The sequence below is a fragment of the Sphingomonas flavescens genome (assembly GCF_030866745.1).
Taxonomy (GTDB): Bacteria; Pseudomonadota; Alphaproteobacteria; order Sphingomonadales; family Sphingomonadaceae; genus Sphingomicrobium; species Sphingomicrobium flavescens.
In genome coordinates this window covers 130,272-143,987 of sequence record NZ_CP133016.1, presented here as the reverse complement: position 1 = coordinate 143,987, position 13,716 = coordinate 130,272, and the positions used below count along the sequence as shown (strand labels likewise).

Annotated in this window: 12 protein-coding genes and 1 tRNA gene; 1 reads left to right on the top strand and 12 read right to left on the bottom strand. The window is 63.1% G+C overall.

The window, feature by feature from the left end; all coding sequences use genetic code 11:
* Position 1: 1 nt before the first annotated feature.
* Both QU596_RS00820 and QU596_RS00815 read right to left on the bottom strand, forming a co-directional pair.
* Positions 2-1,345, bottom strand: coding sequence for an HlyD family type I secretion periplasmic adaptor subunit (locus tag QU596_RS00820; protein ID WP_308516419.1), 1,344 nt, complete (start codon positions 1,343-1,345; stop codon positions 2-4).
* The gene (locus tag QU596_RS00815) at positions 1,342-3,078 is read right to left on the bottom strand and encodes a type I secretion system permease/ATPase (RefSeq protein WP_308516418.1); all 1,737 of its coding nucleotides are present in this window, start codon (positions 3,076-3,078) and stop codon (positions 1,342-1,344) included. Before QU596_RS00815 ends, QU596_RS00820 begins: the two co-directional genes overlap by 4 nt.
* 269 nt (positions 3,079-3,347) lie before the next feature.
* Between QU596_RS00815 and QU596_RS00810 the strand changes: the two genes are divergently transcribed.
* A complete protein-coding gene (locus QU596_RS00810) occupies positions 3,348-4,640 on the top strand; it encodes an FG-GAP-like repeat-containing protein (protein WP_308516416.1) in 1,293 nt (430 codons plus the stop codon).
* A gap of 70 nt (positions 4,641-4,710) precedes the next feature.
* Here QU596_RS00810 and QU596_RS00805 read toward each other — a convergent pair whose 3' ends face one another.
* The 10 genes from QU596_RS00805 to dxs all read right to left on the bottom strand — a co-directional run bounded on the left by QU596_RS00805 (position 4,711) and on the right by dxs (position 13,684).
* Positions 4,711-7,158: a M10 family metallopeptidase C-terminal domain-containing protein gene (locus QU596_RS00805; RefSeq protein ID WP_308516414.1), complete on the bottom strand. Its 2,448-nt coding sequence runs from the start codon at positions 7,156-7,158 to the stop codon at positions 4,711-4,713.
* A gap of 94 nt (positions 7,159-7,252) precedes the next feature.
* On the bottom strand, positions 7,253-7,561 hold the full coding sequence (locus QU596_RS00800) for a hypothetical protein (protein WP_308516413.1): 309 nt from the start codon (positions 7,559-7,561) through the stop codon (positions 7,253-7,255).
* 153 nt (positions 7,562-7,714) lie between these two features.
* Positions 7,715-7,789 (bottom strand) — tRNA-Gln (locus tag QU596_RS00795).
* A 63-nt stretch (positions 7,790-7,852) separates the two neighbouring features.
* Positions 7,853-8,746, bottom strand: coding sequence for a branched-chain amino acid aminotransferase (locus QU596_RS00790; RefSeq protein ID WP_308516412.1), 894 nt, complete (start codon positions 8,744-8,746; stop codon positions 7,853-7,855).
* A 9-nt stretch (positions 8,747-8,755) separates the two neighbouring features.
* Positions 8,756-9,607, bottom strand: coding sequence for a pyrroline-5-carboxylate reductase family protein (locus tag QU596_RS00785; RefSeq protein WP_308516410.1), 852 nt, complete (start codon positions 9,605-9,607; stop codon positions 8,756-8,758).
* A gap of 3 nt (positions 9,608-9,610) precedes the next feature.
* Positions 9,611-10,120, bottom strand: a complete 510-nt coding sequence (locus QU596_RS00780) for a type III secretion system chaperone family protein (protein ID WP_308518011.1) — start codon at positions 10,118-10,120, stop codon at positions 9,611-9,613.
* Between the two features lie 2 nt (positions 10,121-10,122).
* The gene (locus QU596_RS00775) at positions 10,123-10,407 is read right to left on the bottom strand and encodes an accessory factor UbiK family protein (protein ID WP_308516408.1); all 285 of its coding nucleotides are present in this window, start codon (positions 10,405-10,407) and stop codon (positions 10,123-10,125) included.
* Between the two features lie 106 nt (positions 10,408-10,513).
* Positions 10,514-11,032 (bottom strand): TspO/MBR family protein, encoded by a 519-nt coding sequence (locus QU596_RS00770; RefSeq protein ID WP_308516406.1) that lies wholly within the window; start codon positions 11,030-11,032, stop codon positions 10,514-10,516.
* Complete coding sequence (locus QU596_RS00765) at positions 11,025-11,747, bottom strand: TlyA family RNA methyltransferase (protein ID WP_308516405.1); 723 nt, start codon at positions 11,745-11,747, stop codon at positions 11,025-11,027. The genes QU596_RS00770 and QU596_RS00765 overlap by 8 nt, the downstream gene beginning before the upstream one ends.
* Positions 11,748-11,758: 11 nt before the next feature.
* Entirely contained in the window at positions 11,759-13,684 is a 1,926-nt protein-coding gene (gene dxs, locus QU596_RS00760; RefSeq protein WP_308516404.1) for a 1-deoxy-D-xylulose-5-phosphate synthase, read from the bottom strand.
* Between the last annotated feature and the right edge of the window lie 32 nt (positions 13,685-13,716).

The window sequence follows — 13,716 nt, the reverse complement described above, 5'->3', positions numbered from 1 at the left end:
ATCAGTCCTCGTGACCAGAGCGCCATAGCGCACCGGTCAACGGCTCGAGCAGATACTGCAGCGCGGTGCGCTTCCGGACGGTAAGCACCGCTTCGACCGGAAGACCTGGACGCAGTTCCCCGTTGCCTAGGACTGAACGCACGCGGTTGAGCTCGGCCTCCGGCACAACCAGCTCGACGCGGAAGAAGGACCGACCCGTCTTCTCGTCACTGAAACTGTCAGCAGACACGGTGCGCACCGTTCCGGTGAACAGCGGCAGCGTTCGGTTATGGACGCTGGCGAAACGGATCTGCGCTTTTTGGCCCGCGTATACGTCGTCGGCGTCGGTTGGGCTGAGTTGCGCCTGGATCACCAGCTCCTTCCCGTCCGGAACGATATCCATCAGCTTCTGGCCGGGCGTGACGACGCCGCCGACGGTAAACACCTGAAGGCCCACAACCTGGCCGGTCGCGGGCGCCCGTACCTGCGAATGCTGGAGCTGCTCGCGCGTCGCCACCAGCTTCGGCAGCACCTCGGAAAGCTTGCTCTGCGTGTCCTTGAGGTCGTTCTCAACCTGCGCGAGACGGTCGCTGCTGACGCTCAGCGACTGCATGCGCGTTTCGCCGATCCCCTGCCCCGCCCGCGCATATTCGGCGACCATCTGCGCTTCCTGGCCCTGAAGCTCGGCCTGCGCCCGCTCGAGCGCCCGGACCCGGTTCATCGAGGCGAACCCTTTTTCGGCGACGGATTTCAAGCCCGCCAGTTCCTCCGCGATCAACCGTTGCTGCTCACGCAGCGACTCGCGTTGCTTCACATAGCCGCCCTGCTGCTCGCCAAGCTGCTTGGCGCGCTGGCCAAGCACCGACTGCTGTGCCGAGACTGAGCCCGAACGCGCCCGCAGTTCGGAACGCTGCAGGGCCATCACCTGCATAGCGATGTCGCGGTCCTCCGGACTCAGCGACGCGAATTCCGGCGGCGGTGCAAAATCTCGCTTTCCCATCCGCTCGGCCATCAGCCGCGCCCGCTGAGCCAGCAGCGTCAGATAATCGCTGGTGAGCGCGCGCTCGGAGGCCTTCAACTCAGGCGCCGACAGTTCGATGAGGATCGAGCCGGCCTTCACGTGCTGTCCCTCGCGAACATTGATCGCGGTGATGACCCCGCCGTCGCGATGCTGGACGCTCTGGCGATTTCCGGCCACGGCAATCTGCCCGGCGGCGGTCACCCCGGCATCCAGCGGCACCAGCGCCGCCCAGCCCAGGAAGACGACGAAGAAGGCGACCGCGATGATCGTGCCGAGCCGGATGTCGCGACTGGGATCGCCTTCAATGGCTTCGGGGCCAGCAGGAAGGACCAGGGTCTCGCTCACGCGGCATTCTCCGCCTTGGATTTTTGCGGCGCGGCGAGCCGGCGCACGATTGCGGCTGACGGCCCCATCATCTTGGGCCGTCCTTCTTCGAGCACCAGCAACTCATCAGCCGCTTCGACCACCGACCGCCGATGGGCGATGACGACGACCGTCGCTCCGCGGGCGCGGGCGCGGGTCAGTGCTCCGATCAGCGCCGTCTCGCCGGCGTTGTCGAGAAAGGCGTTGGGCTCATCGAGTACCAGCACGGTCGGGACGCCGTAGAGCGCCCTCGCCAACGCGATCCGCTGCGCTTGGCCGAGCGACAATCCCGCGCCCATCAGTCCTAGGCGCGCCTCATATGCGCCGGGCAATTGCAAGATCAGTTCGTGCACGCCCGCTTCCTTGGCGGCGGCGATAACGGCGGCGTCCACTTCAGCCGCCTCCTCTGCCGTCGATGGCCGGGCAAAACGGGAAATGTTTTCCTTGATGGTGCCTTCGAACAGCGACGGTTCCTGCGGCATGTAGCCGACGTAGCGGCCAAGCTCCGCGGGCTCCCAATCCGTCAGGCGCGCGCCGTCTAGGCGGACGGTGCCTAGCGCGGGTTGGATGGCGCCAACGAGCACGCGTCCCAATGTCGACTTGCCCGAGCCGTTGGGTCCGATGATGCCGAGAATCTTACCTGGCCCTGCGCGGAACGAAATACCGATCAAAATCGTGCGCCCGTCGCCGCCGCGAACGCCGACATTTTCAACCTCGATATGGCCCGCGGGCGGCGGCAGCACCGTATAGCCTCGCGTCGAATCGATGTGTGCCAGCACGTCCGACAGGCGATGAACGGCCGCGCGAACCGTCGCCAGGGCAGACCAGCCGCCGATGATGGCCTCGATCGGCGCCAGCGCGCGGCTTAGCAGGATCGAAGATGCGATGATCGCGCCGGCCGAAATGTAGCCCGCGATAGCGAGCAAGGCGCCCAGGCCGAGTGCCGCCGATTGCACGAACATCCGAAAGAATTTGCTTGTCGCGGTCAGCCGTCCGCCGACCATTTGCGCATCGACCATGTGCGACAGGGCGATCCGCCGACGGTCGAGTTGGCGAGCGACCATTGCGCCCGTCATGCCGAGACCACGTACGGTCGCGCCCTGCATCGCGGCCGCCTGTTGTGTGTTCTGGGCGGATGCCATCGCCGTCGTCGCCACTTCCATCTTCGCCTGGGTCGCGCGCTGGTTCGACCATGCGAGCGTGACCAGCAGGATGGCCGCAACGACGGCCATGATTCCGATCCAGAAGTGGAGCATGAAGGCGACCAGCAGGAACACCGGCGTCCACGGCGCATCGAACATGGCGGCGATGACGGGCGTGCCGATCGTCTGCCGGATCGTATCGAAATCGCGCATGGCCTGGGCGGTGTTGCCGGTATCGCTGCGCATCATCTGATCGAGGATCCGCGGCGCCAGCAATGCGTCAACCCGCTCGCTGGCACGAACGAGCAGCCGCGCACGCACCATGTCCAGGCCCGACATCGCGGCCAGCGCGAACGCGAGCGCTAGGGTGACGAAGAGCAAGGTCGTCTTGCCACCCGTCGGCACGACGCGGTCGTAGACCTGCAGCATGTAAATGGTGGGCGCGAGGTAGAGGATGTTGATGAGGAGGCTGAACACCGCCGCCGCCATGAAGTGGCGCTGGCACTGCTGGAGCGCGTCCGCGAGCGGACGCGGCACGTCGCCACCGATCAGTTTTTCCAGCAGTTTTCTCACGTTGCTCCCGGGCCCAATAGTCCGGTCCGCAAAGGACCGAACGTCAGGTCGGCTTTGTCGCTTGCTGCGGGGTCTTTGCCAAGCGTTGTCATGTCAAAATGGGACACTCAGGCGGTAAACTAGTGCGATAAAGGGCACAGTTTCCTCGTTTTTTCTATAAGTGACGGTGGTCGGGATATTTCTTCCGCACGCGCCGTTAGGCCGTTCGGGCGGGGCATTTCCCGTTGACGTGTGCGTTTCGGCGTCGAGCCGACTGAGAGAGGGAAAGTATGACGGATTTCGTAGGCGACGCCGGTAATAATGTTATCACCGGCACTTCGGGCGACGACACAATCTCTGGGCTGGACGGGAACGATACACTTGACGGTGCCGGTGGTAACGACCTTCTGATAGGTGGCGCGGGTGCCGACATCCTGACTGGCGGCACGGGCGCCGACATCTTTCGCGGCACGATGGCCGAAATGAACGGGGATCGGATCACCGACTTCCTGATCGGCGACCGAATTCAGATCCTCGATCTCACCTCGGCCAGTAGTATAACCGTCGAGGGCAACAGCCTGAATTACGGCACCGGTTCAATCACCATCGACAATCTCGGTCCAGGCCGGCTGGTTTTGCGCCAGATCACGGGCGGTGGCGTTGAAATCCGCTTGCAGGCCGTTGCACACAACGACTTCAACGGCGACGGCTATAGCGACGTCCTCTGGCGCAATGACAATGGCACGCTGTCCGATTGGCACGGCGGTCCCAATGGCGCGTTTTCCGCAGGCGCCGGGACCACGGTATCGGCAGACTGGAAGGTTGCTGGGACTGGCGACTTCAATGGTGACGGCCATCAGGATATTCTCTGGCGGAACGACAATGGCCTGATGACCAACTGGCTTGGTGCTCAGGTTGGGTGGACCGCGAACACCGATAACTTTAAGTCGTTCATCGGCGCCGACTGGCACGTCGTTGGGGTTGCGGATTTCAACGGCGATGGGCGCAGTGACATCCTGTGGCGCAACGATAACGGGCTGCTGTCCGACTGGTTGGGAACGAGCACTGGCGGGTTCGTGCAAGGCACCGGCACCGGTGTTCCCCTGGACTGGAAGGTTGCGGGCACCGGGGATTTCAACGGCGATGGCCGTGACGACATCGTCTGGCGCAACGACAATGGCCAAATGAATGTCTGGCTCGGTCAGCCCAACGGCGGATGGATCGACAACCCCAATGCGTCAACGACGGTCGGAAACGACTGGCACATCATCGGCACCGGCGACTTCAACGGCGATGGCCGCAGCGACATTCTGTGGCGAAACGATAGCGGCGCCATCTCCGACTGGCTGGGAACGGCGGCGGGAGGCTTCGTTGCTGGTGCCGGAACCGGCGTCCCGCTGGACTGGAAGGTCGCGAGCATCGGCGATTTCAACGGCGATGCACTCGACGACATCGTCTGGCGGAACGACAACGGCCAGATGAACCAGTGGCTCGGTCAATCCACGGGCGGCTGGATCGACAACTCCTCGCACGCGTCTTCGTCGGTGGCCACCAGCTGGCACATCGTAGATCCGTTCCTGTAAAGCGACACCGAGGGCGCTGGCAGTCAGCCAGCGCCCTCAGATGTCGAGCGCCAAGGTCTGGACTCGATTTTTAGAGAAACGGGTCCTGGACGTGCCAGTTGACGCCTAACAACGTCGACACCTGCGCGGAATTATCCGCCCAGCCACCATTCGGTTGTCCTAGCCACTCGGTCACCTGCCCGTTGTCGTTGCGGAGGACGATGTCATCGCGGCCGTCGCCATTGAAGTCACCGATGCTGGCAACCTTCCAGGCTAACGGGAGAGCCGTCCCCGCGCCCGCCCCAAATCCACCCGCCGCCGTTCCCAGCCAGTCGGAGATGGCGCCACTGTCATTGCGCCACAGGATGTCGCTGCGGCCATCGCCGTTGAAGTCGCCGGTGCCGATGATGTGCCAGTCGTTTCCGACCGTCGTTGACGCATTGGGGTTGTCGATCCATCCGCCATTCGGCTGACCGAGCCAGACATTCATTTGGCCATTGTCGTTGCGCCAGACGATGTCGTCACGGCCATCGCCATTGAAATCCCCGGTGCCCGCAACCTTCCAGTCCAGGGGAACACCGGTGCCGGTGCCTTGCACGAACCCGCCAGTGCTCGTTCCCAACCAGTCGGACAGCAGCCCGTTATCGTTGCGCCACAGGATGTCACTGCGCCCATCGCCGTTGAAGTCCGCAACCCCGACGACATGCCAGTCGGCGCCGATCGATGCGTTCCAGTTGGCCCCGTTCTGAAGCCAACCGCCACTCGCGGAACCCAGCCAGTCAACCAACGCTCCGTTGTCATTACGCCACAGGATATCCCAGCGGCCGTCACCGTTGAAATCGCCCAGGCCGGCGACTTTCCAGGATATTGCGACCGAAGCTCCCGCGCCGGCGCCAAATGCACCCGTGGCGGTCGCAATCCATTGCGACAGCTGGCCGTTGTCGTCGCGCCAGAGAATGTCGCTCCGACCGTCACCATTGAAATCATTGTCAGGACGAAGCGGCCCAATTGTCTGGCCGGTTTGCAGGACTAACTGGACGCCGCCGCCCGCGTAGTTAGAAGCCAGGAAGGTTCCGCCGGCCAGGCCGCTCAACGTCATTGATCCGCCGCTGAACGTCAGCACACCGCCAGACAGGCCATAGGTGAAATTTTGCAGCGTAGCGTTGCTGAAAACGATCCTGTCGCCGTAATTGAAATCCGTGATGCGGTCGCCATTATGGTTGGCTATCGTGTCGAGATAGGTATCGTTGCCGCCGCCGCCCGTGAAAACGTCGGCCCCCGCATTACCCTTCAAGACGTTGTCGTAGACATTGCCGATGATCGTATCGACACCGCTACCGCCGATCGCGTTCTCGATGACCACGCCTCGGGCGATGGAAATATTGCCGACGTAGCCGTTGACGTTCGAATAGGCTTCAGCGTTCAAATTAAGGGTCTGCGCGGCGGTTGCGCCTGAAAAATCCAGCGTATCGTTCCCGCCGCTATCGAAGATGGTGTAGGACGCGCGGGGATAGACGCTGGCGTTATAAAGGCCGCCGGCAGTCGAATTGAAACCGTAGACGGAATCGTCAGTACGGGTCGTCGTCGACAAACCGTACAGCCGCTGCATGGCAACGATGTCGGCCTGCATCGGGGTCACGGCATAGTTGAACGTGAATCCCTTGCCCGCGAAGTACGTATTCTCCTGCGGATCATAATACGACATGATCGACGTCGACCAGGCATCGTTCTGGAACAGCGCATCGTACGGATAGTCCGCCGTTCCGTTGTAGTTTCCGGCATGGCCGAGCCCCAAAGCGTGGCCAATCTCATGGACGTAAGTTTGCAGGCTGTAGCTGTAGAGCCCAGTTCCATATTTGTTCGTCCACGAACTCGAGATCTGCACGTGAGCCGATGTCGTAATGCCGCGCGAGTAATTGGCATCGGTCGCCGCCACCGGCGTTCCAGGAGTGTCTTCGGTATTGTCGAAGACAATCTGGCCACCGGTCGTGACGTCCGCGAACTTGACCCCGATGATGTCCGTCCACTCGCTCAGCGCCGTGCGTGCAATATTCTGTTCGGCCGCGGTAAGCGTGCTGATGTTGACGGTGATCGTGCCGCCCTGCGTGACGTTGAAGTGATGGCTGCTGCCACCCCAGAACCCGTTTACTAGTTGATCCGCGATCTGATCGATCGAGGCTACGGGCGGCAGCGTGTAGGGCTGGACGGAGACCGTGTACGTGCCCGTCGTCTGATCGGCATAGGCGCCGACGTCGATGTAATAAGTGCCGGTGTAGGTCGGATTGAATGCGACGCGGCTATCTGTAACGACACCCGGATTGATGTCATCGTTGGAGAAGATGATGTTTCCCGACGCATCGCGGATGTTGAGATACGGGTCGGTCAGTGTCCCCCCGTTGACGGTGACGACCACCGCTTGACCGGCGGTAAGCGTGATCCGGATCCAGTCATGATCGCCCACCGTCTCGATGGTGTCGGTGAGCGTCCCACCGATCGTGAGACTCGTTGTGGTCGAGCTGTCTCCCGCAATGTCAGCCAACGCAGATACTCCCTAACCCCAGATCGGCGTCGCCATCAGACGATGTTCCAGCCGTACTCTCACCCAAAACTGGTTTGCGAACTCTTAAAATCAGCTAGCGCGCTGCCTTCACTGCTTCGCCCAATGCCCGCGCAAACCGCCGGATCGCACCGGGCGTCAGGTTGCGATCGCTCGATGCGAGGTTCTGCTCGGGGAACTTGTGGCCATCGACCGAGCCCGTGGCGGACAGGCGCGCCGGCGAAATGACGCGAATATCGATCTGATATCGCGAACCCGGAATCGCTGCGTCCATCGCGCGTTCAACCTCCGCACAAATGGCCGCCGCGCTTGCGGAACCGGACGCGAGCTTCTCCGCCGCGAGCACGCGGCACTGCCGCGCAGGCGCAGCGTCTGCACTGGTCATCGCGCTACCGAACAGCGGGATCGAGGCCACGAAAAGCGCAATCTTCCTCCACATGTTCAGTGGGTTACGCCGCCACAGATTAACAGCTTCTGACGCTTTCGCTTAAGTTTTCAGTCACTTAGAGTGCGTAAACACGATGTCCGTGCTCGCGATTGGCTGGGGCGGCAGGATTCGAACCTGCGAATGCCGGTACCAAAAACCGGTGCCTTACCACTTGGCGACGCCCCAGCAGGCGCTCCGCATATGCGGGGAGAGCGGCGCTTATAGCCGCCGCTTTTCAAGATTAAAGGGTCACGCGTTCGGAATGCGTCCGTTGACCAGGTCGTCGTAATCCTTGGCGAGCTGGCGCGTCATGTCGCCGACCTCGAAGGTGTACGGTCCTGCTGACTGGACGGGCGTCACCTCGACGGCGGTGCCGGTCAGGAACATTTGTTCGAAGCTTTCCAGCTCTTCCGGCCAAATCGCGCGCTCATTGACGGTGATCCCGCGGCGCCCGGCCAAATCCTTGATGGTCCGCCGGGTGATGCCGTCGAGGAAACAATCTGGTGTCGGGGTATGCAGTTCCCCGTCGCGAACGAAGAAGACGTTCGCGCCGGTCGCCTCCGCCACCCGCCCGCGCCAGTCGAACATCAGCGCGTCATTATAGCCGCGCGATTCCGCATGCTGCTTGGACAAGGTGCAGATCATGTAAAGACCCGCCGCCTTGGATTCCGTCGGCGCGGTGTAGGGCGCGGGCCGGCGCCATGGAGCGATGTCCAGCCGGATGCCGTTGGCGCTGTCGCGCGGCTCGTAATACTTTCCCCATTCCCAGGCCGCGATCGCCAAATGCGGCTGGGTCTTACCAGGCGCGACGCCCATGGATTCGGATCCGCGCCATGCAACCGGACGCATGTAGGCATCGGTAAAATTGTTCGCCTTCAACACCTCGACGCACGCCGCGTTAATCTCGTCCACCGACCACGGCAGTTCAAAGCCCAACAGTGCCGCGCTCTTGCGCAGCCGCTCGCTATGCTCGGTGAGCTTGAAGATCTGCCCGTTATAGGCCCGCTGCCCTTCGAACACGGACGAAGCATAATGAAGCGCGTGGGTCAGAACGTGGACCCGCGCGTCACGCCACGGAATCAGCTCACCGTCGAACCAGATGAAGCCGTCGCGGTCGTCGAAATTTGGAGAAGGAGCTACCATCGCCCGCGCCTAGGACAGGCGGGCAGGCTCTTCAACCCGGCGGGCCTCGGCTGCCAATTCCGCTCCGCGCCGCGCTGCGGCATCGATCGTTGCGGCAATCAGGCGGTCGAGCACGTGCTCGTCCCCGTCGAGAACTGCTAGACCCGCTTCGGTCGTGCCATTGGGGCTGGCCACCCGACGTGCCACTGACGCCATGTCCTCGTGGTTGGCCGACGCCATCCACACCGTGCCGAGCACGGTTTCCTGGGCGATGGTGGCGGCAATTTCTTCGGTCAGTCCTCTCGCCATCCCTGCCTTAGTCAAGGCAGCAACGAACCGGGCGACATAGGCCGGCCCCGCGCCTGCAACGGAACCCAGCGCTGCAAGCCGCTGCTCGTCCGATGTCCACATCGCGAAGCCCAGCGCGGAGAACAGATCGTTGACGAACCGCTGCGCCTGCGCCTGCGCATCCAAATTCTCGCCGTAGAGACCGACCACACCCCGTCGCACGGCGACCGGTAGGTTGGGCATGGCACGAACGATGGCGAAAGTGTCCGGGAAACGGTGGCGCAGGCTTTGCAGTTCGACGCCCGCGAGCAACGAAACGACAATGGTGTCATTGCCAACATACTGGCGCAGTTGGGCGGCGACTTCATCCAGCTTCTGGGGCTTGAATGCCAGCACGACGAGCTTCGGTTCAAAGCCCGCATCGCCGATGCTGGCAACCGTCCGCACCCCGGCAACCGGCGTCCCGCTCGGGCGAATGACCGTGATCGGATTAAGGTCCAGCCCTCCGGCCCGCCACCCGTCGATAATCGCGCCGCCCATGTTGCCGCACCCGATAAACCAGGTGGGTTGCGGAAGCTGAAGCACGGTCGCCATCGATCAGGCTTCGCCGTGCGTTTCGATCAGCGCGGCGGAGAGGGCTTCGGTCGGGGACTTGCCGCCCCACAGGACGAACTGGAACACCGGGTAGAACCGCTCGCACTCCTCCACGGCAGCTTCGGCGATCGCCTCCGCCTGATCGAGGCTGAGACCGTCGCCGCCGCGCGCGTCCAAAATGGTCGAGTGACGGAAGACCACCAGCCCTGAACTCGACCAGAGTTCAAAATGGCCCAGCCACAATTGCTCATTGATCAAGCTCAGCGATTCGAAGACCGCGGCCCGCCTTTCCGGCCCGACCTTGATATCGGGAAAAGCCAGGAACTGCAGGACCTGGTCCTCTGGCCGCCAGACGCCGCGCAGCTCATATTGCGCCCAGCTACCCGTCGCCGAGGCGACGATCTCGCCCTCAGCAGTGCGTTCGCATGACCAGCCGCGAGCTTCGAAATATTGTTCGAGCACCTCGATCGGCGCGCCGTCATCGCGCTCCCCCTGGAATTCTTCCTCGCTCAGGTTCACGCCCCTGCCTTGCCTTTGCCTGGCTTGGGCGCTGCGGGGCTTGCCTGTGTCTCGAGCGCCGCGATCCGCGCCTTGAGCGCTTCATTCTCATCGCGCGCAGCAGCGGCCATCGCCTTCACGGCTTCGAACTCGTCACGACCGACGAAATCCGCGCCGCCCATCCATTCCTTGAACTTCTCGCGCGCCGACGATTCCGCCTCGCGGCCCATGCCGGCGAAGGTTCCGGCCATGCCGTTCACCATCTTCACGAAGTCGTCGAACAGCTTGTTCTCGGACTGCATCGCAATTTCTCCTCGATTTCAGCCGGAAAATAGGGGTTGGTGGCGTCATCCGCCACCCTGGGCTTTCAAGCTATCCCCAACTCGGTGAACTATCCCCAGATATTGGTCAGCCGAACAGCGACGTTCCTGCCCCCGGATTGAGGGCGTCGATCGTCGAATTGAGCGTGGCTGCGAAGATCAGCCAGCAAAGGTAGGGCACCATAAGCAGTCCTGCTGCGCGGCGTATGCGGAAGAATTGACCAGCGGCCGCGGCCGCGATGATCGCCATCAAGAAGATCACATACTTCGCCAGGCGGATGTCGTGCAGCGCGAAAAACAACGGCGACCAGGCGAAATTGAGCGCGAGTTGAACGAAGAAAAGGGTAAGCGCGAGCCGTCGCCGGTCCGAAGGCGGCGCCGCGATGATCATTGCCACCGCAATACCCAGCAGCGCGTAGAGGACCGGCCAGACCACGCCGAACGCCCAGCCGGGCGGCATGAAACTCGGCTTTTGTAGAGAATCAAACCAACCGTTGCCGAACCCGCTGTTCGACACCCATCCGCTGAGCGACCCAATGGCCTCGATGACGATCACCGCGACGAGCGCAATCTTCCACCAGCTTTGCTTCAACGTGGCTTCAGTCATTCTTCCGCGCTCCCATCAGGAATTCGACATTACCTTCCGGCCCGGTAATCGGACTCGGCACGATGCCCAGCACCGTCCAGCCCAACGTTTCAATCCAGGCTTTGGCCTCTTCGCAGACGCGCGCGTGAACGGCCGGATCACGGACGACGCCGCCCTTCCCGACTTCGGGCCGACCGGCCTCGAATTGCGGCTTGATGAGCGCAACCAGCGCCGCGCCCGGCCGCGCAAACCTCAACGGTGTCTCGAGCACCTTGGCCAGCCCGATGAAGCTCGCATCGCACACCACGATGTCGATCGACTCTGGTATCTCTTCTGCGGTCACCGCCCGCGCGTTCGTCTGCTCATGGACGACCACCCGCGGATCCTGCCGCAGCTTCCACGCCAGCTGGTTGGTGCCGACGTCGACGGCGTAGACCCGTGCCGCGCCGCGTGTCAGCAGGACGTCGGTGAACCCGCCCGTTGAGCTTCCGACGTCCAGCGCCACCGCGCCGTTCACGTTAAAGCCGAAATGCGTCAGCCCATGATCGAGCTTGATGCCGCCCCGCGACACCCACGGATGATCCTTGCCCCGCACCTCCAGCGCCGCATCTTCGGCCAGCATCTCGCCCGCCTTCGCGAGTTTCCGCTCCCCGCTGAACACCGCCCCCGCCATGATTAGCGCCTGCGCCCGCGTCCGGCTTTCCGCCAACCCGCGAGACACGAGTAACTGATCCACGCGGACCTTGGCTACGCGACCACCTCTTCGATGCCGACGCTATTGCGGCGGAGCGCCTTGAGCACGGTTTCGACGATGTGCGGCGCGTTCAGCCGCGCCTCGTCATATTGCTTTTCGGGCTTGTCGTGATCCTGGAATGTGTCGGGCAACCGCATGGTGCGCAGCTTGAGCCCCGCGTCGATCAGCCCTTCGTCGCTCGCCAGCGTCAGCACGTGCGCGCCGAGCCCACCAACCGCCGCTTCTTCGATGGTTACCGCGACTTCGTGCGTAGCCAGCAACTTGCGGATCAACTCATTGTCGAGCGGCTTGGCGAAGCGAAGGTCGGCAATGGTGGTCGACAGACCCTTCGCTTCCAGTTCGGCTGCAGCCTTTTCGGCTTCCGCGAGGCGTGTACCCAACGACAGGATTGCGACCGTCTTGCCTTCGCGAACGACGCGGCCCTTGCCAATCTCGAGCACCTGCGGCTCGGCCGGCAGCGGCACGCCGCGTCCTTCGCCGCGCGGGTAGCGGACGGCGATAGGCCCGCTGTCGTGCTCGGCCATCGTCGTGACCATGTTCGCCAGTTCCGCCTCGTCGGAAGGCGCCATGACGACGAAGTTCGGCAACGTGCACAGATAGGCGAGATCGAAGCTACCCGCGTGGGTTGCACCATCCGCGCCGACGAGCCCGGCGCGGTCCATTGCGAAACGCACCGGCAGGTTCTGAATCGCGACGTCGTGGACGACCTGATCGTAAGCGCGCTGCAGGAAGGTTGAATAGATTGCCACAAACGGCCGCATGCCCTGCGCAGCTAGCCCGGCGGCAAACGTCACCGCATGCTGCTCGGCAATCCCCACATCGAACGCGCGCGTGGGATGCGCTTTGGCGAACTTGTCCACGCCCGTGCCGGACGGCATCGCCGCGGTAATTGCGCAGATCTTCGGGTCGCTCTCGGCGAGCTTCGCCAGCGTTTCGCCGAACACGTTCTGATACGACGGCGGGCCGCCGCCCGGGCCCTTGTCCTGCTTGCCCGAGACGACGTCGAACTTGACCACGCCGTGGTACTTGTCCGCCGCATTCTCGGCGTGCTCGTATCCCTTGCCCTTCTTCGTGACGACGTGGACCAGCATTGGCCCGTCCTCGGCGTCGCGGACATTCTCCAGCACCTCGACCAGCGCGCGCACGTCATGCCCGTCGACGGGGCCGACATAATAGAAGCCCAGCTCATCGAAGAGCGTGCCGCCCGTCAGCATCCCGCGGGCATATTCCTCCATCTTGCGCAGCGAACTGTGCATGCCTTCCGGCATCGCCTTGGCCAGCTTCTTCGCAAGCTTGCGCGGAGTCAGGTACTTGCCCGAGCTGACCAGCCGCGCCAGCGCGTTGCGCAAGCTGCCGACCGGCGGCGCAATCGACATGTCATTGTCGTTGAGGATGACGACCAGCCGGTTTCCGGCGGCCGCAGCATTGTTCATCGCCTCATAGGCCATGCCCGCCGACATTGCACCATCGCCAATCACCGCGACGGCGCGGCCCGGCTTGTCCGCCAGCTTATTGGCGATCGCAAAGCCCAGCGCCGCGGAAATGGAGGTCGAACTGTGTGCCGCGCCAAACGGGTCGTATTCGCTCTCGCTACGCTTGGTGAAGCCGCTGAGACCACCGCCCTGCCGCAATGTGCGGATGCGATCGCGGCGGCCGGTGATAATCTTGTGCGGATAGGCCTGGTGTCCGACGTCCCAGATCAATTTGTCCGACGGCGTGTCGAACACATAGTGGAGCGCCACGGTAAGCTCGACGACCCCGAGCCCAGCGCCGAGGTGTCCGCCGGTCACCGAGACCGCGGAAATCATCTCCTGGCGCAGCTCTTCGGACAGCTGCGGCAAATCTTCCTTGCTCAGCGCGCGAAGGTCGGCGGGAAGCTGCACCTTGTCGAGCAGCGGTGTCACAGGGCGGTCACTCATCGTTCACGGCCTTACGCGGCCTGCCCATCGCT